The sequence below is a fragment of the Advenella mimigardefordensis DPN7 genome (assembly GCF_000521505.1).
Classification (GTDB): Bacteria; Pseudomonadota; Gammaproteobacteria; order Burkholderiales; family Burkholderiaceae_B; genus Advenella; species Advenella mimigardefordensis.
The window spans coordinates 3595781-3622539 of sequence record NZ_CP003915.1; the positions used below are offsets into that span (position 1 = coordinate 3595781).

At 50.7% G+C, this 26759-nt stretch carries 26 protein-coding genes and 1 pseudogene; 10 read left to right on the forward strand and 17 right to left on the reverse strand.

What is annotated here, in order from left to right; all coding sequences use genetic code 11:
* Nucleotide 1: 1 nt before the first annotated feature.
* The 7 genes from MIM_RS16600 to MIM_RS16630 are packed head-to-tail and all read right to left on the reverse strand — an operon-like array spanning nt 2 to nt 4704.
* On the reverse strand, nt 2-379 hold the full coding sequence (locus tag MIM_RS16600) for a non-heme iron oxygenase ferredoxin subunit (protein WP_025373885.1): 378 nt from the start codon (nt 377-379) through the stop codon (nt 2-4).
* The gene (locus MIM_RS16605; protein WP_025373886.1) at nt 376-978 is read right to left on the reverse strand and encodes a nuclear transport factor 2 family protein; all 603 of its coding nucleotides are present in this window, start codon (nt 976-978) and stop codon (nt 376-378) included. Before MIM_RS16605 ends, MIM_RS16600 begins: the two co-directional genes overlap by 4 nt.
* Nucleotides 975-2210 (reverse strand): NAD(P)/FAD-dependent oxidoreductase, encoded by a 1236-nt coding sequence (locus MIM_RS16610; RefSeq protein ID WP_025373887.1) that lies wholly within the window; start codon nt 2208-2210, stop codon nt 975-977. Before MIM_RS16610 ends, MIM_RS16605 begins: the two co-directional genes overlap by 4 nt.
* Nucleotides 2207-2587 carry a cupin domain-containing protein gene (locus MIM_RS16615; RefSeq protein ID WP_025373888.1) on the reverse strand — a complete coding sequence of 127 codons (381 nt, stop codon included), beginning with the start codon at nt 2585-2587 and terminating at the stop codon, nt 2207-2209. Before MIM_RS16615 ends, MIM_RS16610 begins: the two co-directional genes overlap by 4 nt.
* Nucleotides 2584-3000 carry a cupin domain-containing protein gene (locus MIM_RS16620; protein WP_025373889.1) on the reverse strand — a complete coding sequence of 139 codons (417 nt, stop codon included), beginning with the start codon at nt 2998-3000 and terminating at the stop codon, nt 2584-2586. The genes MIM_RS16615 and MIM_RS16620 overlap by 4 nt, the downstream gene beginning before the upstream one ends.
* A 30-nt stretch (nt 3001-3030) precedes the next feature.
* The gene (locus tag MIM_RS16625) at nt 3031-3414 is read right to left on the reverse strand and encodes a hypothetical protein (RefSeq protein ID WP_042070468.1); all 384 of its coding nucleotides are present in this window, start codon (nt 3412-3414) and stop codon (nt 3031-3033) included.
* A gap of 15 nt (nt 3415-3429) precedes the next feature.
* Nucleotides 3430-4704, reverse strand: coding sequence for an aromatic ring-hydroxylating oxygenase subunit alpha (locus MIM_RS16630; protein WP_025373891.1), 1275 nt, complete (start codon nt 4702-4704; stop codon nt 3430-3432).
* A 295-nt stretch (nt 4705-4999) separates the two neighbouring features.
* On the opposite strand from MIM_RS16630, the gene MIM_RS16635 reads away from it, so the two are divergent.
* From MIM_RS16635 to MIM_RS16645, 3 genes are all read left to right on the forward strand, one after another.
* Nucleotides 5000-5647, forward strand: a complete 648-nt coding sequence (locus tag MIM_RS16635) for a TetR/AcrR family transcriptional regulator (protein WP_025373892.1) — start codon at nt 5000-5002, stop codon at nt 5645-5647.
* Between the two features lie 418 nt (nt 5648-6065).
* Nucleotides 6066-7436 carry an MFS transporter gene (locus tag MIM_RS16640; RefSeq protein WP_025373893.1) on the forward strand — a complete coding sequence of 457 codons (1371 nt, stop codon included), beginning with the start codon at nt 6066-6068 and terminating at the stop codon, nt 7434-7436.
* Nucleotides 7437-7523: 87 nt separating this feature from the next.
* Nucleotides 7524-8237, forward strand: a complete 714-nt coding sequence (locus MIM_RS16645; RefSeq protein ID WP_025373894.1) for a maleate cis-trans isomerase family protein — start codon at nt 7524-7526, stop codon at nt 8235-8237.
* 218 nt (nt 8238-8455) lie between these two features.
* On the opposite strand, the gene MIM_RS16650 is transcribed toward MIM_RS16645, so the two are convergent.
* The 9 genes and pseudogenes from MIM_RS16650 to MIM_RS16685 all read right to left on the reverse strand — a co-directional run bounded on the left by MIM_RS16650 (nt 8456) and on the right by MIM_RS16685 (nt 15773).
* Nucleotides 8456-9154 carry a hypothetical protein gene (locus MIM_RS16650; RefSeq protein ID WP_025373895.1) on the reverse strand — a complete coding sequence of 233 codons (699 nt, stop codon included), beginning with the start codon at nt 9152-9154 and terminating at the stop codon, nt 8456-8458.
* Nucleotides 9155-9232: 78 nt separating this feature from the next.
* Nucleotides 9233-10171, reverse strand: coding sequence for a dihydroorotate dehydrogenase (locus tag MIM_RS16655; RefSeq protein ID WP_025373896.1), 939 nt, complete (start codon nt 10169-10171; stop codon nt 9233-9235).
* Nucleotides 10165-11049 carry a dihydroorotate dehydrogenase electron transfer subunit gene (locus MIM_RS16660; protein WP_025373897.1) on the reverse strand — a complete coding sequence of 295 codons (885 nt, stop codon included), beginning with the start codon at nt 11047-11049 and terminating at the stop codon, nt 10165-10167. The genes MIM_RS16655 and MIM_RS16660 overlap by 7 nt, the downstream gene beginning before the upstream one ends.
* 411 nt (nt 11050-11460) lie before the next feature.
* On the reverse strand, nt 11461-12393 hold the full coding sequence (locus MIM_RS16665; RefSeq protein ID WP_025373898.1) for a c-type cytochrome: 933 nt from the start codon (nt 12391-12393) through the stop codon (nt 11461-11463).
* Nucleotides 12390-13112 (reverse strand): c-type cytochrome, encoded by a 723-nt coding sequence (locus tag MIM_RS16670; RefSeq protein WP_025373899.1) that lies wholly within the window; start codon nt 13110-13112, stop codon nt 12390-12392. The genes MIM_RS16665 and MIM_RS16670 overlap by 4 nt, the downstream gene beginning before the upstream one ends.
* A gap of 411 nt (nt 13113-13523) precedes the next feature.
* Nucleotides 13524-13892, reverse strand: coding sequence for a hypothetical protein (locus MIM_RS16675; RefSeq protein ID WP_025373900.1), 369 nt, complete (start codon nt 13890-13892; stop codon nt 13524-13526).
* Between the two features lie 91 nt (nt 13893-13983).
* Nucleotides 13984-14130 (reverse strand): annotated as a pseudogene (locus tag MIM_RS23700) (YcxB family protein); the annotation flags it as partial.
* Between the two features lie 65 nt (nt 14131-14195).
* Nucleotides 14196-14843, reverse strand: coding sequence for a hypothetical protein (locus MIM_RS16680; protein WP_025373901.1), 648 nt, complete (start codon nt 14841-14843; stop codon nt 14196-14198).
* Between the two features lie 54 nt (nt 14844-14897).
* On the reverse strand, nt 14898-15773 hold the full coding sequence (locus MIM_RS16685) for a LysR family transcriptional regulator (RefSeq protein ID WP_025373902.1): 876 nt from the start codon (nt 15771-15773) through the stop codon (nt 14898-14900).
* 116 nt (nt 15774-15889) lie between these two features.
* On the opposite strand from MIM_RS16685, the gene MIM_RS16690 reads away from it, so the two are divergent.
* The 3 genes from MIM_RS16690 to MIM_RS22975 all read left to right on the forward strand — a co-directional run bounded on the left by MIM_RS16690 (nt 15890) and on the right by MIM_RS22975 (nt 21731).
* Nucleotides 15890-16963 (forward strand): alkene reductase, encoded by a 1074-nt coding sequence (locus MIM_RS16690; RefSeq protein WP_025373903.1) that lies wholly within the window; start codon nt 15890-15892, stop codon nt 16961-16963.
* Nucleotides 16964-16997: 34 nt separating this feature from the next.
* Nucleotides 16998-17585 carry an isochorismatase family protein gene (locus tag MIM_RS16695; protein ID WP_025373904.1) on the forward strand — a complete coding sequence of 196 codons (588 nt, stop codon included), beginning with the start codon at nt 16998-17000 and terminating at the stop codon, nt 17583-17585.
* A 363-nt stretch (nt 17586-17948) separates the two neighbouring features.
* Entirely contained in the window at nt 17949-21731 is a 3783-nt protein-coding gene (locus MIM_RS22975; protein ID WP_025373905.1) for a type III effector HrpK domain-containing protein, read from the forward strand.
* Nucleotides 21732-21829: 98 nt separating this feature from the next.
* Here MIM_RS22975 and MIM_RS16705 read toward each other — a convergent pair whose 3' ends face one another.
* Nucleotides 21830-22591, reverse strand: coding sequence for an IclR family transcriptional regulator (locus MIM_RS16705; protein ID WP_042070471.1), 762 nt, complete (start codon nt 22589-22591; stop codon nt 21830-21832).
* Between the two features lie 97 nt (nt 22592-22688).
* On the opposite strand from MIM_RS16705, the gene MIM_RS16710 reads away from it, so the two are divergent.
* The 4 genes from MIM_RS16710 to MIM_RS16725 are packed head-to-tail and all read left to right on the forward strand — an operon-like array spanning nt 22689 to nt 26691.
* On the forward strand, nt 22689-23450 hold the full coding sequence (locus MIM_RS16710) for an RraA family protein (protein ID WP_025373907.1): 762 nt from the start codon (nt 22689-22691) through the stop codon (nt 23448-23450).
* Between the two features lie 30 nt (nt 23451-23480).
* Nucleotides 23481-24485, forward strand: a complete 1005-nt coding sequence (locus MIM_RS16715) for a Bug family tripartite tricarboxylate transporter substrate binding protein (protein ID WP_025373908.1) — start codon at nt 23481-23483, stop codon at nt 24483-24485.
* A gap of 27 nt (nt 24486-24512) precedes the next feature.
* Nucleotides 24513-25487: a Bug family tripartite tricarboxylate transporter substrate binding protein gene (locus MIM_RS16720; protein ID WP_025373909.1), complete on the forward strand. Its 975-nt coding sequence runs from the start codon at nt 24513-24515 to the stop codon at nt 25485-25487.
* A gap of 13 nt (nt 25488-25500) precedes the next feature.
* The gene (locus MIM_RS16725; RefSeq protein WP_025373910.1) at nt 25501-26691 is read left to right on the forward strand and encodes an enolase C-terminal domain-like protein; all 1191 of its coding nucleotides are present in this window, start codon (nt 25501-25503) and stop codon (nt 26689-26691) included.
* Nucleotides 26692-26759: the final 68 nt, after the last annotated feature.

Sequence of the window (26759 nt, forward strand, 5' to 3'; positions counted from 1 at the left end):
CTCAGCCTCCCGTTTTTTCCGGAACGGCCACATACACCGCGTCATCTTGTATTCTGACCTTATGACAACGTGTCGCGCGCGTAAGCGGCGCGCACATGACCGAACCATCGCGTACATCAAAAAGACCGGCATGCAGAGGACATTCGATACCGTGGCCATCCATTTCACCGTCGGAAAGCAACGCGTTTCCGTGGGTACATAGATCATCCAGTGCGTAGACATCGGCGTCGACACGGAACAGGCCGATGCGATGCCCGTTCACCGTAATGCCGTGGCAATCCCCTTCTGCGAAAAGAGATTCAAGTTCGCCTGCCTTATACCATTGAATGGCATGTTCCTGCACATCGGCGGCGCTTTCGGAAAGTTGGTCACAGATCATGATAGCTCACTATCGGTAATAGAGTGGTTGAATAATGGATTGGCTGATGCGGTATGCGCACGTGAAGACACCAGAGCATCCAGCGCAGCAAGGTTTTGAGCCAATGGCAGCGATGCCAGCCCCAGTGAACACATATGCAATTGTTCGAATTGCATAAAGCAGCAACGCCACTGCTGATCCTGTTCTAGCCGGTAACGCTCTGTTGTGGTTGCGCCCAGAATGATGACATCACCATCATCTTCACGCAGCGCCAGTTGCCACAGGCGCCAGGCGGCACTTGCCTGATTATCATTTACATCAATATGCGCACTGGTGTAATAATGCATGGCAAAGCGCCACGGCGACCGCATGAACCACTGCGTCAACTGTTCGCGACCGCAAATATCACCGCCAAACCCGTCACCGCCGGCCCATACCACATCCTCGGTGAAACACATGGCCTGTTCGTGGGCAACCTGCCTGAGCGCTTCGCTTTCAAGACGTTGATAATGCGGAGTATATTTGGCATCCGCCAGAGCACCATAACGCGCTTTGAGCGCACGAATAGCCTCGACAGCCTCCAGGCGAGCCAGCCGTGATTGCAGGTCCTGAACATTCATGATTGCAGCGCTTTAAAAGGAATGCTGCTGTCTGCTGCGCGCTCAGCCGAAATTGTCGCCGACTCCCTTACCAGTGGCTCCAGATGTTTCCTGTCCCGGGCACGATTGATCAGCACAGCGCCTATCAACCGCTCTTCACGCATCATCAGAACAGCAGACGGATTGGCATCGGCGTCGCGGCGAACAATGTCCTGTGCCCCCGCCAGAGGAAAGCCAAGCACCTGAATATTGGCATCGAACTGATCGGTCCACATCCAGGGGGTTTCCTGATACGGTTCGCTGCGACCCATAATGAACTGGGCAACCGCAAGCGACTGATTTTCAGCATTACGCCAGGTTTCCTGACGCACATGACGCTGGTACATCGGGTGATAGGTCAATGCCACATCGCCAGCCGCATAACACCAGGGAGCGACCGGACTGGTGCAATCAACCCCAATGGGAATACCATCTGCATTGGCAATGCCCGAGCCTTCAAGAAAGTCCACGGCACAATCGATGCCAACGGCAATCAGCACCAGATCCGCGGCTATGCTGGCGTGGTCGTCACCCTGCGCGATCTCGACACTCAGCGCGTCCGATGTCGGCACAATGGCGTTGACCTGTACTCCGGTACGGATGACACAACCCTTATCTTCGTGCACCGACCGTAGCCACTGACTTACTGAACGAGGCAGGCAGCGGGCCAGCACATGCTCACCTGCTTCCAGAACGGTAACATTTGCCCCCATCTGCCGGGCACTGGCAGCCACCTCCATGCCAATGACACCCGCCCCCACAACAACGACATTGCTGGCGCTTTCGATCGCGGACCGAAGGGCAAGACTATCCTCTATCGTTCTTAAGGTAAACACATTGGGTAATGTCGCACCGGGTATCCGTGGCAATCGTGCCCGTCCGCCTGTTGCCACGACCAGTTTGTCGAACTCAAGCTCACGGCCACCTTCAAGCACAAGCCGCTTTTTTTCAGAATCCAGTGAGCTGGCCTTACCACTCACGTATTGAACCTGGCTTTCGTCACTCCAGAAAGCAGCAGGCGCGAGCGCCAGCTCATCAATCTGACGCTGGCCCTTAAGGACTTCCTTGGATAAGGCTGGCCGTTCGTATGGCAAATGTGGCTCATCACCTATCAACGTCAATTGCCCGGCAAAGCCCAGTGAGCGTAAATGCTGTACGACCCGACCACCAGCATGCCCCGCGCCGACCACGACCACATGCTCCCGGGTACTCATAGCGCAGCTCCGCTTTGGTTCTCCAGACTGGCTCGATTGACCACGCGGTATAGACGACCTTCGGCTGAATCACAGGTCCAGGTACGCGCGGCGCCCGGAGGAATAATGATGCCTTCGCCTCTGGACAATTGGTAATGTTCATCGGCGGCCACTATCGTAAACTGCCCGCTCAGGACAGCACCCACCTCTTCACCTGCCACCAGTGCCTCACAAGTGACCGTCTCCCCGACCTGCATGGTGTGAATCGATACATCGAAGGCATCACCCCGGGAGCGGGCGACAGCTGAAGATGTATTTGTATGACCGGCAACGGAGACGGCCTGGCAATGCTTCTCCGTATTTTCTGTCAACGCTTGCTGCTCCGGGACGTGACTCATTTTGCGCCCTCCCGATCAGCCAGCGGATAGTATGGAACGGTATCTTCTGCTCCGTACTCCTTGCGTGCCGGGGTCACGACGTTCAGCCGCATGCTTATACCCTCGGGCTCGAAACGGTTGCTGCCGTAATGCATTAGCTCGGCCGGGATAATCAGCGCATCACCCTGCTCCATGACGTTCTCCCGGTCCCCGGACACACCCATGCCTTCGAATACGGAACAGGCGCCGGAAAACTGGAGCGACGCTTCTTCACCATGATTGTGCGCCTTGGCCGGCAGATTTTTACCCGCGGTTTCGACAAACTTGACTACCGCCACGCTCATGCTCTCTCCGAACATGTGTTTCATATATAGACCATCAGCAACCACTTCCTTGAGATTATGGTCGATGGCAAAGACACGACACTTAGGCATTGTTTACCTCCTGAAAATGAATCACCTGACCTACAATGCAGGCGCGAGTTTGAAAGCGGAATCGGCAATAAAGCGACGCGGATCGAAGCCATCAATCACTGCCTGCTGTCCATAGAACTCAATCGCCGGGGCGACTTCCGCGAGCGCGAGCACCATGCTCATCAAAGCCTGCGCTTGCTCCGGCAATGGCTCCTGCTCAAAGGTATCCAGATAGGCAAGTGCGTCATCCAGTTGCGCAAGCATTGCCTGAGAGAACGCCTCGATATCCTGCATGGACGAACGGTGGCGCATATCGTTACGCAGGGTCTCTGTTGCCAGAGCCCATTGTTTATAGTCGTTAAGAGATGAAAACTGTTCTGGCAACGTAACCGGACGATTGCCTTTTAGCCCATCAATATTGATCTTTTTTTCCATGATTATTCCTTAGTGTTAGGCCGCCTGTGCCTCGGTGAGCAAACGATCCACAACGTGGGCTCCGTGCCGCACCAGTATTTCGCTGTCCTGCAGAATCATGAAGCGCTTGGCGCCTGTCTCTGCTGCGGCCTGGGTGCGCTCCAGTGTGCTCATATCTTCCAGAAGCACATCACGTAACACCACTTTCATATACTCCAGGAAGAATCGGCCACCGGCCGTTGTCATCTCGGGGTAATACACACGGCCTTCGAACAGAATTTTGTTGTGAGCGATCGGGCGGAACGTGTAGGCCTGGTAGTAATTCGGACGCAGCGATACATAGAAATCAGGAAAGATCACATTAATATCAAATAACCAGTTTTTGCTTTTGGTCCAGTTAACACCTTCAGGCAGCGCGTCCAGCGGAAACTGGTGTCGTGCACTGCCCATGCCGGCGCGGAGTGCCGCAGCGGCAATGGGTCGCTGACCACCCGACTCCGACAGCGCTTCTGCAGCAGCAGCACCACCGCTAGTCACGGCTTTAGGGTTGCCATAAACTGATTTCTGGTTGCCGGCAAGCGAAAGACGCCGGTGCAGGTCACCGCAAATGGCGTCCAGCGGACGCATGCTGCCACCGTCGCCTTTATCAATTGCATCTGCAATAGATTTTCCGTGAATATAGGCAACGTGATATGCCTCCTGAAACGCGTCGAGCGCCAGTTTCCAGTTGCAGTTAACCACACTGGTCCATTGGAATCCGCAAGTGAGCTTATCGAATGGATAACCCTCGATATCTGCAAAGACCGGGCGCATGAATTCGCTGAGGGACTGCTCGGGATTTCGCTGCATATTCACAAAGACAAAACCCTGCCACACTTCACAGGACACCTGAGACAAGCCATATTCCTTGCGGTCCAGATCGAAGAAACACTCTTCTTCAGGGACGCCGGTCAGATTTCCGTTCAGGTCATAAGCCCAGCCGTGGAATTTGCAAAAGAATTTCCGGGTGTTTCCGCATTTTTCATACATGATCTGATTCATGCGGTGTGCACATACATTATGAAATGCATTGATTTCGCCCTGCTTATTACGCACCACGATAATTTCGGTGTCGCAGACTTCAAGTTCTTTGACGAAGAAATCACCTGCATTGGGAATCTCTTCCACGCGACCGATTTGAAGCCAGGTTTTCTTGAAAATCTGCTCTTTTTCACGCTCGTAATATTCCGGTGAAATATAGGGCTCGACCGGGACTGGACCTTTGCCTAATTCCGGGTACCGATCAGTAAAGAAAGTCTCTTGGGTTGTCATCATTGCGTCCTTTGAAAGCCGTTAAAGCGATTTTATTCATTTAATAATGAATGCAATTCTATTTTTAAAATTAACATGCGTCAAGTGGCTTTAATGTGATTTGTCCGATTTGAGACTAGGGTAAACACTGAATCAAGTTAATCAAGACACCATTTGTCCCGAAAAATTACGGCCTTGCAGCGCTACAGGAAAATAGGCACTTGTTCGCTGCCAGACCCAAATACCTGTCTCATTGCTTGCTAGCGGTTAAAATCGACTCGCTTTCATCTGGGAATACTATTGAGGAGTTTTTTTTGTGCCACAGGTAAAAAAGGAAGAAGTACGTCAGGCCATCCTTGCTGCCGCGTTCGATTTGTTTTGTCGTAAAGGCTATACAGCCACGACGATGGCGGAGCTCGCACGTACCGCTGGCATGACCGTGGCCAACATCTACATCTACTTTGATTCTAAGCTGTTGATTTTTTACGAAATCTATACCCCGTGGCTGCTTGCTCGCATCGATCTGCTAAGAGAGTCTGTCCGCAAATTTCCAACGGCCCGCACCCGCCTGCAACGTATTTTCCTGGGCTTATGGGAAGACATTCCTGCAGCAGATCATTCTTTTGCCAACGCGATGATTGAAGCGCTTTCTACCGCACCCCGTCAGACGCTGAAACCCAACAACCTGTTGAGTCAATGCGAAAGCGCCATTACCGAGCTCATTCTCGAATGCCTGCCTCCTGAGCGCATTCACATCGCACAAAACGATCTGCTCGCACATGTGCTTTGGATGGCTTATGACGGATTTGCCATCAATGGACGCATGGATGACAAGCGTGACATGGATGCGATTGCCAATCTGATGACCGACCTGCTACTGGGTGCGTCCGCAAGTGATCTCCCGGAAACCTCACCCAAAACACGCAACGGCTCAACAAAAAAAAAGCTCAGACCGTCTGAATAAGCCGGACCGATAGACAACCCGTATGCCTGACGTTTCGACCAGAGATGGAATCCATTCCTCTCTGCCGTTTGCCGCGAACCCATCCTGGAGAACACGTTAAGTAGTGGCCGCAAGGTGCTTTTAGCCGCTACTCGTATATCCGTCATGAAGCGCTTTGAATCGACCTCGGGCAAACACATCCTCCCCTCCTGGCAATTGCCTTCGCACCACAATTGAACATACCCGTAGCGATTGCTGCGCGCTTGCAGTGCATGCGCCCGGCGAACGCAATCGGCCGCTTTCATCAACACAGGGTTTATACGGATATTTATTGATTTAAAAATGAATGATACTTTTTATTAAATATTCAGTTTGTACTATCACGCACCTTATGGCGCGTTCCTTTTTATTTTGATGAATACACACCCAGGAGTTTTTTATGCATATCCCGAGCACTGCGGAACCCTCCGGTGTCGTGCCCCCTAAAACCTCGATACTCGTCCTTATTCTCTGCTGGATCACGATCCTGGCAGAAGGATACGACATAGGCATCATGGGCACGATTGTTCCAGCATTAATGAATGATCCTCAATGGCGGTTAACGCCGATGGAAATTGGCCAGTTGAGCAGTGCAGCGCTGGCCGGCACGCTCATCGGCGCTTATTTTATCAGTCCCCTGAGCGACCTGTATGGACGCAAGAAACTGCTCATTGCCTGTGTCATCCTGTTTTCGGTTTCCATGCTATTTGCCGCATGGGCGCCAACACCTGAAATATTCGCGCTTGTGCGCGCTATCGGCGGCCTGGGATTGGGCGGCGTGATCTCTGTCGCAGCAGCACTCACTGTGGAATACTCGCCGCCTGGGCGACGCAATCTGAACTTTGCAATCATGTATTCGGGCTACCCTATCGGCGCTGTCGTCGCAGCACTGGCGGGCATCGCCTTCATGGAAGAATACGGCTGGCACACCATTGTTCTGATTGGCGCCGCCCCACTGCTTATTGTGCCGATATTGTGTTACTGGCTACCCGAGTCACTTGAGTATCTCGTATGGAAAGGTCATACCGCGAAGGCTGAGCGACTTTCGGAACGGCTTGGCGTAACGCTGCCCGCGACAACAAATCGAAATGCCGAAGTCAAGCACCCGATCAGAGAGATATTGCTCGAAGTATTTTCCGGCAAAAACCTACGCGGTACGATCTGCTTGTGGTCTGCGCAGTTTGCGGCCATCCTGGTGGTGTCAGGCTTGGGTACCTGGCTGCCCCAAATTATGCGTAGCTCTGGCTATGACCTGGGGTCCAGCCTATCGTTTTTTGCTGTATTCAATCTTGCTGCAGCAATTGGCGGTGTCGTCATTGGACGCATCTCCGACAAGCTGGGGCCGCGCAAAACGATCAGTGGCGCCTTTGTGATCGGCGCTGCTTCAATTTTTGCATTGTCCCTGAACAACCCGTTGTGGGTGAACTATATACTCGTCGCACTCTCCGGATTCGGCAGTATTGCCGCCGCGCTTGTATTGCTGGGTTATATTACCAATTACTACGCTCCCTATGCCCGCGCCTCTGCTACGGGTTGGGCCGTTGGGGTAGGCAGGTTCGGTGCCATGACCGGCCCAATTCTGGGTGGTTATGTCGCAGGACTGAATGTCAGCCACCTCTGGAATTTTGCGATCTTCGCGCTCGCAGCCATCGCCGCTGCAATTGCAGTATTAGCCACGCCTGCAGGCCAAACCGAGTCGTCACCAGAGGGGTCGACTACGCCCAAGCAAGCATTTGGTTCACGCGTACCTGCCGGCACCACGGGAACATAAGAAACAGATCGGCCGCCCCTTCTGGCGACGGCCGTTAAAACGAACCAGGCCCCTATCATCCGCCAGGGGCAAAAGGAAAGATTCAGCATGAGCTTAGGTTTTGGACATATCGCACGCATCGGACATCTGTACCCATCCGGCGGCTTATGCGATTTCGAAATTCAGTTAATGGCGCCCTCAGGCGTGCAATTCATTACAACCCGTTTGCCATTTAGCTCTACCTCGCTGGAGAGTGACAAAGAGTTGATTGAAAATGTGGAATATCACAGCAAACTACTCGCAACCGCAGATGTAGCACTCATCGCAATGAACTGCACTGCAGCAAGCATGGCAGTGGGCGCGCAATCAATCAACCAGCGTATCTCCTCTGCCACCGACAGGCCCAGCGTGACAACAACGGATGCCATCCTTGCTGCTTTAGCCGCGGTACCAGCCAGACGTGTTGCGCTAATGACTCCATATCCAAAAGAAGTTGTGGATATGGAGATTAAATTCTTAAATGAAAATGGTATAGAAGTTGTATCACAACTGTCCTATCCATGCACCACTCCAGTGCAGCAAGGCAGCTATTCCGCTTCCCATTGGGCTCAACTGAGTCAACAGCTGGACACCAGTAATGCGGATGTACTACTCATCAGTTGTGCAGGCATTCAAATAAGCAGTGTTATTAAAGAAATGGAGCGCATGGGAAAGCCTGTCATCACGAGCAACCAGGCGCTGCTCTGGCACTGCTTACGCTTACTGAATATAGAACAGCGCCCGATCGGCTTTGGCAGATTGCTTGAGGGCGCCTACGATTGAAGAGTCAGTAATGCTCTTTCCATTACATTTACGCCCTCACACTCATTTCTACCCATCGCCCATCGGTACAACAGGCAGTTCCACTGCAGCAATCAGTACGCACTACTAAACAGACGTTCGATTCAAAAAAAGGCAAGCACTGATGCGCTTGCCTTTTTCCTGGCGCCTGGGCATTCCATACCCAGACGCGCAGATCTTTGCTCTGATACTAAACCAACTCATTTCGTGACCGATGTCGTCAACATGGCAAAATGCCTATTCTCTCCCGTAAAGGCCGGGAATTTCTCAAAATCGGCGCGCATATCGTGCCGAACCGGTGAGTTGAGCGCCGCAGTAAGAACGTCAGGAGAGTCAAATACCAATTTATTGCGTTGCATATAGTTGGCTCTCTGCCACGAAAGCGCATCGATCCAGTCTACTCTCGTGTAAATTTCGATAGCGCGAATGCCTGGAAAAAACTTCATAATCTGAGGGTGATGGCTCAGGTAATAATTCAGCCAACTGAAGAAATCCTCGGCTTCGCCTGGATAATGCACCAGATAACTGCATTGCTGCGAGTCCAACAGATCCTCACGGGCTTCAAGCACTGGAAACGGACGACTCATCATCACCTGGTGCTCACATTCACAGGCCTGCAGGCTTGGCCATTGACCCAGATCATTCAGACCTTGCAGATAGCCATCTTCGGCCAGGTTTGTTTCCAGTTGCTGCAACTCCTGATAATAGGCTTCTACTACAAATACCGGGGAGTGACCGTCGTCTGTATAGTAGTCTTTCGCGGCTGACGGGGTATGGAAATGCGCCCGCAGCAGACCGGGAGAGTCAAGGATGAAGGAACGAAGACTTTGTTCATCGTCTGCGCTGATTCGGCTAGCGGCATCAGCACTGCGAAAGGTAAGAATATGTACGAAATTCATGAATATTACCTGGTTGATCAAAATTGAAGAATGCATGTCTTTATTTCATGCGCAATATTACTAACCGCCCATAAGCGCTCAAAAGGAGTTCACACCTTCGAAACGTATCGGTTCATGATGGCGCATCGCCCCCACCAGCTCGGATACATGGGAAATATCACGGCGTTCGCAAAACGCAATAATATCGTTTATCACCTGAAGCATGGTATTGGGCGAGACGAAGTTAGCGGTACCAACCTGAACGGCGCTGGCACCCGCAAGCAGATATTCGATCGCATCTTCGGCGCTTTCAATACCCCCGCATCCAATCACGGGAATATCGACTGCCTGAGCACACTGATGGGCCATGCGCAAAAGGATGGGCTTCATGGCCGGGCCGGTAATACCACCCATCACATTGGCAACTTTAGGCAGGAATGTGTCGACATCAATTGCCATGGCAAGCAATGCGTTGGATACCACAATCGCGTCAGCCCCCGCCTCCTGTGCGGCAAGGGCGATTTCAACAATATTGGCGGCATTGGGCGTCATCTTGGGCCAGATGGGTACCTGCGTGGCCGCTTTCATGGCTCGCACCACCTGATACGTTGCTTCGGCATCCATACCAAAGGCCTGACCGTTTTTTTTCAGATTAGGACACGATATGTTCGCCTCTATTGCCTGAACGCCCGGTACGCTGATCTTGGCGGCAAGTTCACCAAACTGATCGATGGAGTCGGCAGAAATACTGGCCACCAGTGGCGGCGTGTATTGGCGATAAAATGTAACGGTTTCTTCAATATAGTAATCGGCCCCTTTACTGGGAATACCGATAGAGAAAAGTGTCGAGTTCCTGAATTCGGCAATGCGGGGAGGAGGATTACCCTGGCGCTTATCTGAGGTAATGGTCTTTGTAACGATGGCGCCCAGGCGATTGATATCGATAATCTGCGCCATCCCTTCAGCAAATGTGCCTGATGCCGGCATTACAGGGTTTGCCAATTCCAGAGATCCAATCTTAACGGTTGTGTTTACCATGTCAGTGCCTCCTCCAAAGGAAATACCGGGCCGTCCCAGCACACTCGCCTATAGCTGAGTTCCTCACTATCGGCCGATTGTCTGAATGGCCGAACACAGGCATAACACATGCCAACAGCACATCCCATGTGTTGTTCCATCGCAATCTGCCCGGTGACACCCAGCTCTTTCGACAAAGACTGCAATAGTTTGAGCAATCGATTCGAGCCACAGGTTGTCATAAAATCAACAGGCGTTTGCGCATGTAAACGACGGATCAGGGCCTCTAACTCCGGCACAGCGGAATTGCCTTCGGTATCGCTTACCGCGATGACGTCTGCACCCGCGCCGGTAAGCCGCTCTTTTGACATAATCAGCTCGGGAGAACGCGCACTGAGCATCGCCGTTACTTTCGCACCCAACGCAATCGCCGCCGATGCAAGTGGCGTCAACGTCGCCAACCCAACGCCGCGGGCCACCATCAATACATGCCTGGTTGTATCAGGTATCTCAAAACCGCGCCCCAACGGGCCCAGCATATCCAGACAATCACCTTCGGCCAGGGTAGCCAGGCCGCGAGTGCCCATACCTTGAACTTTGTACAGAAATTCGACAGTGCCCGCTGAAGGATTGACACCATAAAGACTCATTGGTCGACGCAGATAAGGCTGGTCTACTTCCGTTCCCGGACATTTCAGATGAAAAAACTGGCCCGGCTGAGCCGCCAACGATGCCGCATCGCCCGCCACGACCATGTGCTTGTATTCCGCATTGACCCAAGCATTGCTCAGGATTCTGGCTGGATTTTCGGTGATGGGAAAGTGTAGCTTGTCGGGCTGGCGACTGCATTGTGACGCCCACTCCGAATTATCCGCGATAAATGTCGTTTCGATTTTCATAACGTTATTCTCAATGTCCTTGCGCCTTGTTCGGTCTACTGGAAACAAATAGCTAACTATCTTGAATAACGAATATAATTCTATTTTATAAAATTTACAATATTTTTATTCACTATATAAATTACCGTTAACACAACGTTAATCGTCCGTTTATAAATGATCATTATTCGTTATTTAAAGAGAATTTATCGTTTTCTAATGGCCGTGAGTGTATTAACTCAACCAGAATCAGAGAGATGGTGCAAAATGAGGCATAAAAGAGGCCATGTATGACACTCTGGCGCTTGGCGCAGACAGCACGGGCCATCGCAAACGCAATAAAAAACAACCGCTATGCCAAACAACGCATAGCGGCCAATTTCCTTTCTTATATTCCCACCGGCACGGCCGCAAGGACCATTGCAGGACGAATCAGTTTTCCGATTTCTCCATCGACTGCTTCAACCACCCGCCCGGCGCGACGGAGTGTTCGCCCAGAAGAACACCATTAATCTTTTGACCGTAAAGATTGTCACCACCATCGTGATATTTCTTGCGGGTTGTTTCCACATCCGCGGTAAAGCGCGGGTCCTGAGGGCGTTCATGCGAGTTCATGAAATAGGCCACATCCCAGGCCTGCTGGTCGGTAAGTGTGCCGGGATTGCCAAGTGGCATATTGCTTTTTATGAAACCGGCAGCGTTGGGAATCTGGTGCATGCCCGCACCCCAGTTAAATGAATCGTCGCCCCAAAGTGCAGGAAATACCGTTTTCCCAGCAGACTTGCGCCCTTCTCCGTTCTCGCCATGACAAACCGCACAATTGGCCATGAAGACCTGCTTGCCACGCTCCAGATCCATTCCCTGTTCTGGTTTCGCCAGTTTTTTGTAGCCTTGTCCTGCCAGCTTGACGCCGGTAGGTGCCTTGGTGGCCAGCCAGTACATATAGGTGGTGATTGCCAGAATGGCCTTAGAATCCGCGGCGGGAGCCTTCCCGTTCATACTGAATCGGAAACATCCCTGCAGACGTTCGGCAAGACTATTGACGTGGCTGTTTTTCGCGCGATAGGCGGGATAGACAACATAAGCCCCCCACATTGGCGCCGAATCGGCGCGGCGTCCTGCATCCAGGTGGCAGTTCACGCAGTTCAGGGAATTACCTACATAATCAGGAAGCAGCTCTGAGGTATGCATAAAGTAATCCTGTCCCGTGCGTACCATATCGCCAAATTCGTTCTTCGGAATCGAATCCGGCGCAGGAGGAGAAAAGGATTCGGCCTCTGCCGCATGGGCCATATTTACCGATAGCGCCAGCAAGGCCGCAGTCAGCAACCCGCTAGCCGCAAACGTTGTTGTTTTCCTTTTCATTTGGCCTCTCCTTTCTGCTGGGCGTCTGCCTTGGCGACGGGCTGCAATATTGCAGTTGCAAAGTAAGCGCTTACCTGGGCAATCTGTTCATCACTCAGATTCTTCGCCAAATGCGTCATCAGCTTGTGAGTATCTTCACCTCTGTCACCAGACTTCATGGCCGCCAACTGCGTTTTCAAATACTGCTCCGGTTGCCCGGACAACGCAGGAAAGACGGGATCGACACCGATACCACCCGGGCCATGGCATTGCACACAAGCCGGAATGTATGGATTCTCACTGCCGCGATATGCCAGCCATGCTCCTTTGTTTTCCGTAGGATACGTTTCGGATCTCTCGGCAAGTGCTTTCTTGTCAATAACCGGCGGCAAAGAGGCATAATAGGCCGCCACGGCGGCGCGCTGCGCTTCTGAAAGCGCCTTGGCCATCGGCTGCATGATCGGTTGCTTGCGCGAACCGTCGGCGAAATGCATTAGTTGCTGAGACAAATATTCTGCGGGCTGACCGGCCAGAAAGGGATAACCTGCTGCCGGCAAGCCTTCCCCCTTGGCGCCATGACAACTGACACAAGCCGGTTGGCCACTCGCGCCCTTGAGTGCAATCTCGCTACCCTGCTTGATCTGTTCACTGTCTGCACCGTGTGCGGTCCAAGAGACTGGTAGTAAACAGGCAAATAGCAGCCGCCTGCAGATTTTATGACAATATAGTGTGTTGTTCATTGTGCGTCCCCCGCCTTTTTTATCGCTGTAGAAAGAGAAAAATCCAGCATTTTTTCCATCTCTTAATATCTGAATCTCATATACTTATTACATTAAATTATAAATAAGCAATACTGACTGATACCTGACATTTTTACCGGGCGTGAATAATTCGCCATATCGTCAAAGCGGCTTTTAATGTCTTTTGTGATTTTGCAGCCAGTAGTCAGCAAGCGGCGATCAGGCCGAGATTGGGCGATCGGCGTATTGTTTGGGGAGCACTCAGTAGCTGAGTGAGATGTGAAGCGCCAGGTTTCTAAGGATGTTCGCTGCGTATCGCGGGCCGGTTGAGCGCCAGGCCACGTATTTCGATCCAACGTCATACCGAGGAGGTCTGAGTTAATTTAGGAACCAGCCTTCGGCATCAGCATCCTAGCCTTTATCGTCGATGGTGATCGTTTTTCGATCCAGAATTATTTTCGCTATTTCTTCTGGTGATTTACCGTCAAAATCATCTGCGGTGCTCAATCTAAGGCCGGCGCCACTGATGGGGCCTCGTACAGTGGGTGACAATAACAAGATATTGTTTACCCTGATGTATACCGTCTTGCCAACGAGCTTGTCCGTGAACCCTGCCATTAGCATCTGGCTTTTTTCATCAATCTGAACATCAACACCTCGCGTGTCCGTCTGAGCATCGTTAAAAACGTTGGCTTGTGTCACATGCAGGGCAAGGCGCTTGGCCTGCGCAGACAGCGGCAGGCAGGCGATCAGGCTGACAAGAATAATTGAAAGGCGCATCGTGGAATATCCCGGTGGAAAGCATCAGTATACCTATCACAAATAGCACAACTGATCTTTAAGCAGACAATACCCGCTGAAAGTCCTCTATTTACACGGCAGTAAGCGCTCGCCTGGATTGGATCTGGTAGCTGTAGTCTGAAAGAAAAAAGAGGAAAAGATGCTTATCCTCACGCCACTTCGAATAGTCTCGCCACAGAATACAATTGTGTATCCCCGGCTGCTCTGCCTCGTACGCGCTTTCATCCCAGCGTTACCGTTAACCAAAGGAAACCGTTGTTTAGGAAAGCTCTCCGGATCTTGTTATTCTCCCAATTTCTCAAATGCCATAAACCAATCGTCTTTTGCCGGAATGGAACGATTGCCACCTAATGCGCTACGGGACATACAGTAAACAGGCAGAGGCAAAAAACTACTCGATTTAAAATATTCAATAACACTCACATCTACGTGTTGTGCAAAATCACAGAATCGTGGGCTCTTTTCAGGATGAAATCCATCAATAGAATTTAAAACTGCCGATACACATTTTCTATTCCGCCCACACCCAATTCGCAAATAAGTCACCATAGGATCGTCGACAGACACTCTATTGACTGCGGTGTACGCACCCAAATCACCATCAGGGTCTTTAATCCTGTCAGCAAAATCAGAAATAGTGATTTTCCCGGAGACCATTTTCAACGCGGCAACATAAGGATTTTCTACAACCCTTTTTTTATCATTCAATTCAATTTCAAACGTCTCCATACACTCATTTGGCAGTTTTAATGTCATTTTTCCAAGTTGGATATCATCGCTTAAGCGGTATAGAGAATGAAGTACGCTATCGTCAATCAGGCCGCCTTTGCATACCACATTAAGCACATTTTGAGCGCTCGATATTGAAGGAAGAAAACCCAATAAAATAGCGGCCAACAGTAACGAACACGTCTTACTCAGCTTAAACATATTTTGACTCCGTTAGTTTTTGTTTTTGCGCCAGGCAATTCTATATCACCCTTCCTATCGCCCAAGTCGTTCCCGCAAAAACTCAATAAAGCGCTGCGTCTTTGCCGGCAGCAAACGCGTTTCGGTTAACACGTAGACCGGCTGCGGCGTTCCATGCCATTGGGGCATGATGCGCTGCAGCTTTCCACTAGCCAATTCATCAGCGACGATTTCTTCCGGCAGCAGGATGATGCCTAAATCAAGTGTTGCCAGACGGCGGAGCATACCAACGCTGTTGAGCGAGAAACGGCCGCCGACCGCCGCCGTCGCGGTTTGCCTGCCGTCGTGTAGCGTCCACGTACCCGCCGGCTGTATGTTGAAGCACTCACGCTGCTCCAGCTCAGCCGGTACACTCGGCTCGCCAGACAGCTTAAGATAACCGGGTGAGGCATACAAATACGGCGTAAGCGTAGCCAATGGCCGTGCGATCAGTTGCGAGTTTTCGGGTTGGCCCATGCGGATTGCGACGTCGAAGGGTTCACTAACTAGATCGACCCGGCGCGGCGTGAGGTCGAAGTCGAAGGTAATGCCGGGATAAAGGCGGGAGAACTCGGCAATTAATGGTGCAAGGTAGGTTACTGCAAAGTCTACCGGCAGCGAGGCGCGCAGTACGCCGCTGGGTTGAGCAAGCATCTCGCCAAGCTGTTCGTGCGCCAGACGCGCCTCATCAACGATGCGCTTACATCGTTCGAAGTAGATCTGACCGGCTTCAGTCAACTCGATCTTGCGCGTCGTGCGATGCAGCAGTCGCAATCCTATCGATTTTTCCAGCTCGGTAATCCGACGTGACAGAGTCGAATTCGGTATCCCTATGGCGTCCGCCGCGCTGCGAAAGCCCCTGGCTTTGACAACTTCGACGAACAACGCCATGTCTCTCAAGTAATTGTCCATTCCAATTGCTCCACAAACGGATCAATGTTCTTCAAAATACCATATTTATTCCGATAAAGAAATAAATAATAATGTCCTTAATCTGCTCATTCACTACCGCATTCAAGGACTTGAAAATGACAACTGTATTTGATTCCGTTCACCTTGGCCGATACACCCTGCAAAACCGTCTGGTGATGGCCCCAATGACCCGCAGCCGTGCTCAGCCGGACGGCACGCCGGGCGAACTGGCTGCCACCTACTATGCGCAACGTGCCAGTGTCGGCCTGATTATTACCGAAGGCACACAGCCCTCTGATGACGGCCAGGGCTATCTGACCACGCCGGGCATTTACACCGATGCGCATGTCGTCGGCTGGAAGCAGACAACTGAAGCCGTGCATGCCAGGGGCAGTCACATATTCATCCAGCTCATGCACGCTGGCCGCATGTCTCATCCGGACAATACGCCACATCACCGTCAGGGCGTTGCTCCCTCCGCTATCGCCCCGGGTACGGGCATGTTTACCGCTACGGGGATGCAGGATATTCCGGTGCCACGCACACTCACCACAGAAGAAGTGCGCCAGACGGTTGCCGATTTCGCTTTCGCTGCCCGCCGTGCCATTGAAGCCGGCGCCGATGGAGTCGAAATTCACGGCGCGAATGCCTATCTGATTCAGCAATTTTTCGCGCCCAGCGCAAACACACGCACCGACGAATACGGTGGGTCTATCGAGAACCGCGCCCGCTTCGCCATTGAAATTGCAACTGCCATCGTGAAGGAAATTGGCGCTGACCGCACGGCCATCCGCCTGTCGCCCGGCACAACAATGTGGGGCATCGATGAAGGTGAGGAAGGCTCCGACCTGTACCGCTATCTGGTCGCTGAACTCAACAAACTGGGTCTGGCCTATGTGCATGTAATGCACCAGGGCAACGAAGCGTTGCTGGCCGACATCCGCAAGCTCTGGACCGGAACACTGATCCTGAACCGCCCGGGCCGCCCACGCGAACAGATTGGTGCCGATGTGGCCTCGGGCCTGGCCGATCTGGAAGCCTATGGCGCAATGGTGCTGGCAAATCCGGACTTCGTGGAACGACTGAAGGCTAACGCAGCGATGAACGAACCGCAGCGCGAGGGATTCTTTGGCGGCACAGAGAAATTCTATACAGATTACCCGACCCTGAGCGAAGCCCAGGCTGCCTGAGTAACGTCATTATTTAGCTAAAAGGAGTATCACCATGCCTTACCAACGCTTTACTGCCGACAACGCCGCCCTGCTTCTTATCGACCATCAGGTGGGTACGATGGGCTGGGCTAAATCCATGCCTTTCGAAGAGTTGAAACGCAACGCACTCATGCTTGCCAAAACAGCAAAAATCCTAAAGATGCCAGTCGTTCTAACTTCCAGTATGGAGGAATACGCACAAGGGCCCTTGCTTTCCGAGCTGGAAACCATTCTGCCAGCGGAATTCGCCGCCCGCGTCAAGCGACTGGGCATCGTCAATGCAATGGAAGATGAGAACTTCGCTGCAGCAGTCAAGGCTACTGGACGCAAGAGGTTCATTATCGCCGGCGTAACCAACGACGTTTGCACGGTCTATCCCACCCTCAGCCTATTGAGCGACGGTTACGAGGTGCAAGTGGTCGCCGATGCCGGTGCATCACCCAGCAAGTTCGGCGACGACATGGCTCTGCGTCGAATGGAGAAGAACGGTGCCACGATGACCAGCACCAACCAGGTAATCGCAGAACTGACAGGCAGCTGGGCGACACCGGAGGGCACACAGATCGTGTCGGAACTGGTCATGCCTGCTTTGCAGGGCTGAAAGACACGAGATTCAGCCACATGGCACCGTCTGGCCAAGCAGTATTGCAATTGAATACTCGATATAGTATTCGAACGATTGCTTGAAGGCGATTCTGTCCGCCAGTGAATTTGGCTGCGTAATTACATATGCAATTTTCAAATGTCATTACTTATGTCACATTTAATTACCACAAAATACTAAATCTACAGGTCAGAATTCGCTCAGACCCGTTTGCTACAGCGGCTCACAACAAATATAACCACCAGCAATCGCTCATCAGCATAGCGATTTTTTTATGATCCGTCACACGCGTTTCATCAAAAAATGTTTAGATGCCTAACTTCCCATACTCTTAACCTTCTCCTATCAGGTACTCCTGCCATGAGCGTTAAAGCCCTTGATAAGTCAGACACGTCAACTAAAAACACAGATTCCGGTGACTCCTGGAATAGCGCAGTCCAGGAAGCCAAAGACCTTGGGATCCAATGGGAACGGCCAAAATCGGATAAACGTTCAGCCGACGATATTATTGAGGATAGCGAACTACTCAAGAATCTGGGCAATCAAAGCGGTGTGAAGGACATGCTGAAAGATCGCGTGGGCGATTTCGAAAAAGATGCTGACGCCGCCTATCGAGCCGATCAGGTTTTGCACCATGTTGAAATGTTCGACGAAGACGGCAAACGCATCGCCAGCAAGGATGTCAACAATGGTCGCATCGATGGTTTCACAAGTAGTAAAGAAGCCAGGCACGGCACTGAAGCCGGGCGCTTGCAGGACTTCGGCAAAGATGGATTTGGCAGTCTGAAAGGCAAGATGGTCAATACCAGCAGCGCGGCTGATAACAAGGAAGCCCGCGAGAAGGCGGAAAAACTGGGCATCAAATGGGAACGAGAGGACGGTGACGATCGATCAGCCAAAGAAATCATAGACGCCACCCCACTACTCAAGAACCTGGGCAATCAAAGCGGCGTGAAAGACATGCTCAAAGAGCAGGTTGGCGATTTTGAAAAAGATGCGGATGCCGCCTATCGTGCAGCTCTGGTCCTGTCACACGTTGAGCGCTATGACAGCAAAGGTGACCGTATTGCGAGCAAGGATCTGAATAATGGAAAAATAGACGGCTTCACCAGTAGCGGCGAAGCCCGGAATAACACCGAAGCCGGACGCCTGCAAAACTTCGGCAAAAACGGCTTTGACAGTCTGAAAGGAAAAGCGGCCGACTCCGACAAGGTGGCCGACAACTCGGAAGCGCGCAAGCAGGCCGAGAAACTGGGGCTGAAATGGGAGCGCGAGGAAGGCGACGACAGAACCGCCAAAGAGATCATAGACGACACGCCGCTGCTCAAGAATCTGGGCAACCAAAGCGGTGTTAAAGACATGCTCAAAGAGCAGGTTGGCGATTACGAGAAAGATGCAGATGCGGCCTATCGCGCGGCTCAGGTTCTCACCCATGTTGAGCGCTATGACAGCAAGGGCGACCGCATCGCGGGTAAAGATCTGAACAATGAAAAAATAGACGGGTTTACCAATAGCGGCGAAGCCCGCGAGAACACAGAGGCGGCCAGATTACAGGACTTCGGCAAAAAAGGCTTCTCCAGCCTGAAGGGCGAAATGCGTTACGCGGAGGATGCGGCGGGCAACAAAGACGCCCGCAAGGCAGCCGAGAGCAAAGGCATCATGTGGGAGCTGCCCAAAGACGATAACCGTTCTGCAAAAGACATCATCAAAGAATCGACATTGCTCAAAGAGCTGGGTAATCAAAGCGACCTGAGCGAGATGCTGAAAGAACAAGTGGGTGATTTTGAAAAGGATGCAGATGCGGCCTTCCGTGCCAACCAGATACTGGAGCGCGTCGTCATGTACGACGCCGACGGAAAAAGCATGACCGGCGGTACCTCATCGAACTCTCGTATCGATGGCGTGACCAGCAGTGGCGAAGCCAAAAACAATACCGAAGCCGGACGCCTGCAGAATGTTGGGAAATACGGTTTCGAATCGCTACCCGATGCCAAGAAACCGGAGGACATGAAGCTTTATAAGGACTTTCTGAAAGCCAATCCTGATGCAGACGACGCGTCCAAAAAGCTCGCCAAATATGGCGCGACGCTCAGAGAGTACTTCGATATCATGAAAAGCAAGAACGAGGCCAATAAGCTGTTGAGCAAAGACCAGATTCAAAGCTACCGGGACTCCAGCCCGCAGCTAAGCGACGAGGTGAAGGAAGCACTGGATTTCTGGCTGCAGCCCGGCGCCTTTGATGACATTGAAACCACAGCCGATCGCCTTACCAAAGATCACGATGGACTGGTCAGCCTGAAAGACCTGGAAGTCTGGCTGGATAAGTATGCGCCAACAACCCCCAGAGAATCCAGCGACTACGTGGGTGACGTGGCCGTTGCCAACATCACTGCCGGTGTAGACACCAGTGACCTTGACGCCGATATCTTTAAGAACCCGGAGAAGTACACGGTTGAACAAAGAGCCGGCGCCATTCAGGACCTGACCTATCTGCAGGCCCTGGTAGCCCAGGGCAATGGCGCGGGGATGTGGAAAGGCGCAGATGCGGACACCCTTTCCAAAAAACTGGATAGCAGCAAAGATCCCCAGGAAATCATTGATGAAATCTCAGACAAAATAGATAAACTCAAGGACGAGGACGTCACCAAATATCTGGAAGACAATACTGATAAGCAGTTGGGAACTTTGTTTGACAACAACCCAGGACTCAAGGATGCGCTTGAGAATACCTACAAAGATGTCATTAACACGGGCAATGTGATCGATGATTTGTGGGAAACGAATACCAAGAAGGGAAAAACCAATATTCCTGCGGTGCTGACCGACTTTCATCAAACCGCTCAGTCTATGCAGAATGTGCTGGGCATCGAAGGTGAAGAGGCCACCAAGGCCATTCAAAATGCCATTGGCAAATCCGGCCATATTGATGAATTCAAGGACTATTTCAAAGACGAGCTGGTAACCGGCAAACGCTATAAAGATCTGTTGGCTGACGATGGCGCGACCTTTGAAGAGGCAACCAGTACCTTCACCATGGAAGTGGCCACCTTCAACGCAACCATGCCCGCAGAATACACCGAGGCCAAAGAAGAGGAGATGCAAAAGAATTTCAATGAAATCGCACAGGATAACGTCTTTAAAGATGCGACCTTTGACGACCTGAAAGCCGCATTTGGCAAAGACGGTACCGACAAGCTTGATGAGGAAAAACTCAAAAGCATCATCGAGCAGGTAAGCGAACAGAATCCGGACTTCTTTATGAACGGGGACGGCAAGCTTACCACCCCGGATCTGATTGTGGCTGGCGTACGCGGCGTATGGGACACTGTCAGACAAGGCGGAAAATCGCTTGATAAGCTGAATCTCTTCAAAGATTCCGCTGCGTTCAAAGCCGTCGCGGGCACAACCGACAGAGGCGTCATGCACGGTGTCAGCGGCTTGTTGATGGGCGGTATTTCCATTGCCAAAGGTATCGGCGGGTCAGGCAAACTGAGTGAAAAAGACATGGTGGATATCGCCACGGGCTCGATACAGGCTGCCACAACAATGATAGAAGGCGGTGCCAAAGGATACCTGACATACATTAAAGGCGTGCAAGCCAAGGTGGGGGACCTGGATGTCAAACTCAATAAGGCCATAACGGATTTGCTTCAGGGCGTGGGTGATGAAGCGGATGTCATTAAGGTATCCGACGCTCAGAATTACAACAAACGACAAATGAGCATCGCCAAGAATTACGAACGGGCATCAAAAGGCTTTGCTGCAGTCGGCAATCTGGCTGGTATCGCGGCTGGCGCATACAGTATTTTTGACGGTGTGCAGGCCCTGCGTAAAGGCGATAAAGTCACTGGCGGAATAAATATCACATCTGGTGCCCTGGGCATTATGTCCGGCATTGCATCTGGCATAGAAGGCGCGCTTGGCGTATTCGCTATTAGTGTGCCCGCCGCGGTGAGCGCGGCAGCCGGCGTATTGGGTGCTGTGGGCGCCGTTTTTGCGGCGGTCAGCTTTGTGGTTATGGCCATTATCAACGGCATTAAGCACGATCAGAAATTGAATAAATACGGCGATTTGCTGGAAAATTATATGTCGCAGTATGGCATCACGGGCTTGCCAGAGACGGAGAAAGCGAAGGCGGCGTAATAGCCTTCAACTTTGCTCATGGCAGCAACGGGAATCGAATTCAATGCCGTATTTTGATTCCCGCGGTGCTTATATGTGAACTGGAGCTGATCTGACAATTACAACGAAGGTTTTAGAGCAGAAATTTTAAGAGCAAATTGCTCAACAGCTCGCTGGATTCTCTGAACTTCCTGATTACTTTTCGACGGAGCGATGTATACAGCCACTAATGCTGCAATAGCATTTCCGTCTGCATTATTCACCAATGCCGCGGCCGCTCCTATTCCCATTTGCCCTTCCCCCTCGCCACTGGCGGAATTTTGCTCGCGCAGCACTTCCAGGCTCGCTTGCAAACGCGCAGGATCCGTAATCGTTTTTGAGGTCTTTTTCACAAGCAGGCCTTCGAGTACCTGCTGTACAACAGCTTGTGGTGCCCTCGATAGCAACAATCGTTGAGAGACACCGAGATGCAAGGGTAAGCGTGTACCTACCATGCTCGATACCCTTGCTTCCAATTTTGAGCGTGAAACCGCAACGGTCACGGCCTCGAGCCCATCACGCATCACTAACTTGACTGTCTCGCCAATTTTCTCACTGAGTGCTTCAATCAAAGGTGTAGAAATCGAAATAAGATCGCGCGGTACCTGTACCTGAGTGCCCAAACGAGCAATGGTCGGCCCTAGCTGATATAGCCCGTCGGTATTGTCATATTGTTGAATAAATCCCCTGTCACTTAATACCCTGAGTATACGGAACAGCGTTGCTCTGGGTATTTTGCTCTGGGTATGCAGTTCCTGTGCGCTTAGACCTTTCGGATACTTTTCCAATAAGAATAATAAATCGATAGCGCGCTCTAGCGAAGGTACAGAGATTTCAGCCATATTTATCCAACTTGACAATACAGTCAAGGTTTCTTTAGAATGTATCATAAATGATAGTTAATATCATATATGATACTTCATTTTTAAAGGAGACGCAATGAGCACAATAGAAACTTCAAATTCAAATCAACTACAGCGTGAAGCTGGCATGATGGATTTGCAAAAACTAATAGATACCCGTGAAAGCATTTCAGAAACGCAGTTTCCTATTGAGGAAAATGAACTATTAGAGCGATTTGAGTCCACTCAGACTGCAGTTGTATGCGACGTACTGCGTGAGCATTGTTTGCTTGATCAGGCATTCCCTCATCATTTACAAGCGCTGTGCCCGAAGAAAACTGTTGCCGGTATTGCATTTACTGTTAAAAGTTCACCTAACACGCAAATCACCGGTGAGATGACTTTCCGTGGACAAATGCTCGATACATTGCATCGCAACGCCTTCGTTGTGTGGGACACGTCTCGTGATGAACACGCCACGCTATGGGGAGGCGTCATGACCGCGACAGTCATCCATAAAGGTGTAAAAGCCGCAATGGTCGATGGCGGAATTCGCGACACGCGACAGATTCTCGAAAAGGAGTTTCCAATCTTTTATCGATATAAGAGTCCAAATGGTAGTTTGTCTCGTTGTCTTATCACCCATTACCAGATCCCTGTGAAAATTGGCGACGTATTTGTCAGACCTGGAGATGTCATTCTGGGTGATGCGGATGGCGTAATCTGCATTCCACGCGACATCGCTCACGACGTTCTATTACGCGCTGAACAGATCATCAACAATGAAAAAAAGATATTTGACTGGGTGAATGAAGGTCAAAGCATCAAAGAGATTACTGAAAAAGGTGGCTACTTCTAATAACGTATTACCTGTAAGGAGACTTGCATCATGTCCTCAATTTATCGACCCTGGCTAAAGAGAGTATTAATTGCTGCATCGATATTTGCACTAACACTCACCGGGCCTGCAAATAGTGTCAGTGCGCAAACTATGGATTGGCCAAATCAGCCGATTAAAATTCTTGTAGGATTTCCCGCGGGAGGTGCTTCAGACGTCATGGCTCGTATCATCGCGGACGAACTGCGCAAAGAGCTGAAGCAGCCTGTTGTCGTAGAAAATAAACCTGGTGCAGCTGGGACATTAGCCGCTTCAATGACGGCCCGTTCTAAAAGTGATGGGTATACATTATTATTAGCTTCGCCGACGGCAATCACTTTAGCGCCATCAACCATGTCCGACAAAATTAACTATAACCCAGTAACGGACCTGCTACCCATCAGTATGGTTGCGAAGTATCCATTATTCCTGATCGCCAATCCAAAATTGGGCGTTAAAAATGTTTCTGAGCTAATTGAAATGGCTAAGAAGGAACCAGGAAAGATCAATTTTGCTTCTTTTGGTATTTTCACCAGCGGGGGATTAGCCGTGGAGCAACTGAAACTAAAAGCGAAGATCAATGTTCTACACGTACCATTTAATGGTAGCAGCGCAGCCATGCAAGGCTTGTTGGGTGGTGAAGTAGACTTGATGTTCGATACAGCAGTTACGGCATTACCCAATATTGAAGCAGGGAAACTTGTTCCACTGGCAATAGCATCTAAAAAAAAATCGTCATTAGCGCCAAAAATGCCAACCGTATCAGAAACGTTACCGGATTTTCAGGCTGATAGCTGGGTAGGCTTAATGGCTCCAGCAGGAACCCCTGCCGAAGTGGTTTCTCGGATTCAGTCAGCAGTAGCGAAGATAGTGGCAACTGACGTTATTAAGCAAAGATTTTCTAAGCTAGGTGCTGAGACGGAAAGCGCAGAGACCAGTGATTTTGTACAGCATATTAAGGACGAAACGGCGAGGTACGAGAAACTGGTACACGAAGCGAATATCAAATTGCAATAGAGGCTTGATCAGTGAAAGGGTACTAAGATGAAAAATATCAAATGCTTTATCACGATAACGGCAATGAGCGCAATTTTGGCGGTCACTCCGGCAGTAGCTCAGAATGAGTCATTTCCAAACAAGCCCATTAAACTTGTTGTGCCATATGCGCCCGGAGGCGCGTCAGACACCTTGTCCAGGGCAGTAGGGAAAAAGTGGGGAGAAATATTAGGTCAGCCTGTTGTGATCATGAACAAACCCGGTGGCGTAGGCACAATCGGCATTGCTGAAGGAGTCCGCTCTGCAGCTGACGGCTATACCGTTGTATTAGCTGCCGTTCCTTTTGTGATAACACAATACACAATAAAAGCTTTGCCTTACGACGGCAAGCGTGATCTGCAGCCTCTGGGTCTCTTACAGGCCCCACCCATGGTACTGGTTGTCAATCCGAATCTCAAGATTAATACATTACAAGAATATATCGACCAATCAAAGTCCAGACCCGAGGGTTTAACCTATGCTACGACCGGAGTCGGCAGCGTTACGCACTTAGCTGGAGTGCTGTTAAAGCAGCAAACAGGGGCAAAGATCACGGATGTCCCGTATAAAGGCGGCGGACAATCAGTTCTCGATGTGATTGGAGGTCAGGTTGATAGTGCTTTTTTATCTCCTGTTGAGGTTAACCAACACATCAATGAAGGAAAATTGACAGGCATAGCCGTTTCAACTTTAAAGCCATCCCGCGTCAATCCCAACCTTAATACATTTTCTGAGTCGGGAGCACCTGGTTACGACGTAACAGGATGGTTTGGGCTGTTGATCAGAACAGGAACTGAACCGGCGAAAATCAACAAGCTCTCTGAAACCCTGCAACAGGCATTGCATTCGCAAGAAGTTGTTTCGCAACTGGAAAAAATGGGAGAGGTACCTGAAGGTACGGTTGAGGAATTTTCCGCATTATTAGACAAAGAGCACAAGCGTTGGAAGCAAGTAGTAAGTGACGCAAAGATAGCCCCTCAATAAAGGAATACTTGTTATGAAAATCGTAGATATCAAAGCGCGTACAGTCGCTATTCCGCTCAATTGTCAATTGCGCCACAATACCGGAGTTCATCCTGGCTACTTTTTGCGAACAATTATCGAGGTCATAACTGATGAAGGCATCATAGGTCTCGGCGAAGTTGGCGGAGGTGATCAACGCGCGGCCATATTAAAACTCAAACCACGAGTACTGGGGTTAGATCCGTTCCATTTAGAAACGATAAAGCTCAAGGTTCTGCGAAGTATTTATTATTTATCTAATGCCCGCTTATATGCAGCGTTGGAAATGGCATGCCTTGATATTCAGGGCAAAGCCTTAAATCGGCCAATGTGCGACTTGTTAGGTGGTAGCGTACGCGGAAAAATTCCTATGATTGCTTATCTTTTCTGGCGTTATGATCGAGCAGATGGAAAAGATGATACCTGCGCAGAAGATCTAGCCGAATATTGTGTAGAACTATCAGAAACACTTGGTGTAAATGCCATGAAACTTAAGGCTGGCGTGATGGATCCGGAAGAGGAAGCCAGGGTACTTGAGTTGTGTCGCGATCGCCTCGGATCAAACTTTGGTCTACGCATTGATCCCAATGGCGTCTGGTCTGTACCCACTGCAGTCAGAATTGGGCGTCGACTGGAAGCAGTCGCACCGGAATACTTTGAAGACCCGTCCTGGGGGTTGAACGGTAACGCGCAAGTTAGGAAACAAATCAGAATCCCCATTGCAACTAACATGTATCCTGCCCGCTTCGATGACTTAGCACCTGCAATTCAGATAGGCTCAATCGATATCGTTTTAACGGATATTCACTACTGGGAGGGGCCTCGTGGCGTGAAAGAACTGGCTTCTGTTTGCCGCACGTTCAATCTGGGCGTCGCCATGCATAGTGGAGCCGAGTTCGGTATCGAAATGGCAGCTATGCTGCATACGGCATCAACAATTCCTGAAATGACTTTTTCGGGTGATGCTCACTACCACTATTTGACTGACGACATTACCACAGTGGGTTTGATGAAGTATGAAAATGGGTGTCTTAAAGTTCCAGAAGGACCAGGCTTAGGCGTCGAGCTGGATCCTGAAAAGATGGATAAGTACGAACGTTACTATGAAGAAAAAGGTGACTATTATGCCCGTTTTCACGCGGATCCCAGAAGACCGGATTGGTATCCGATGGTTGGAGGGATCTAGGTATACTGCCCAAAACATAATCTAACAGGTACTGCATTACAAACCGGTAACTGTCTGATCATGTTTGA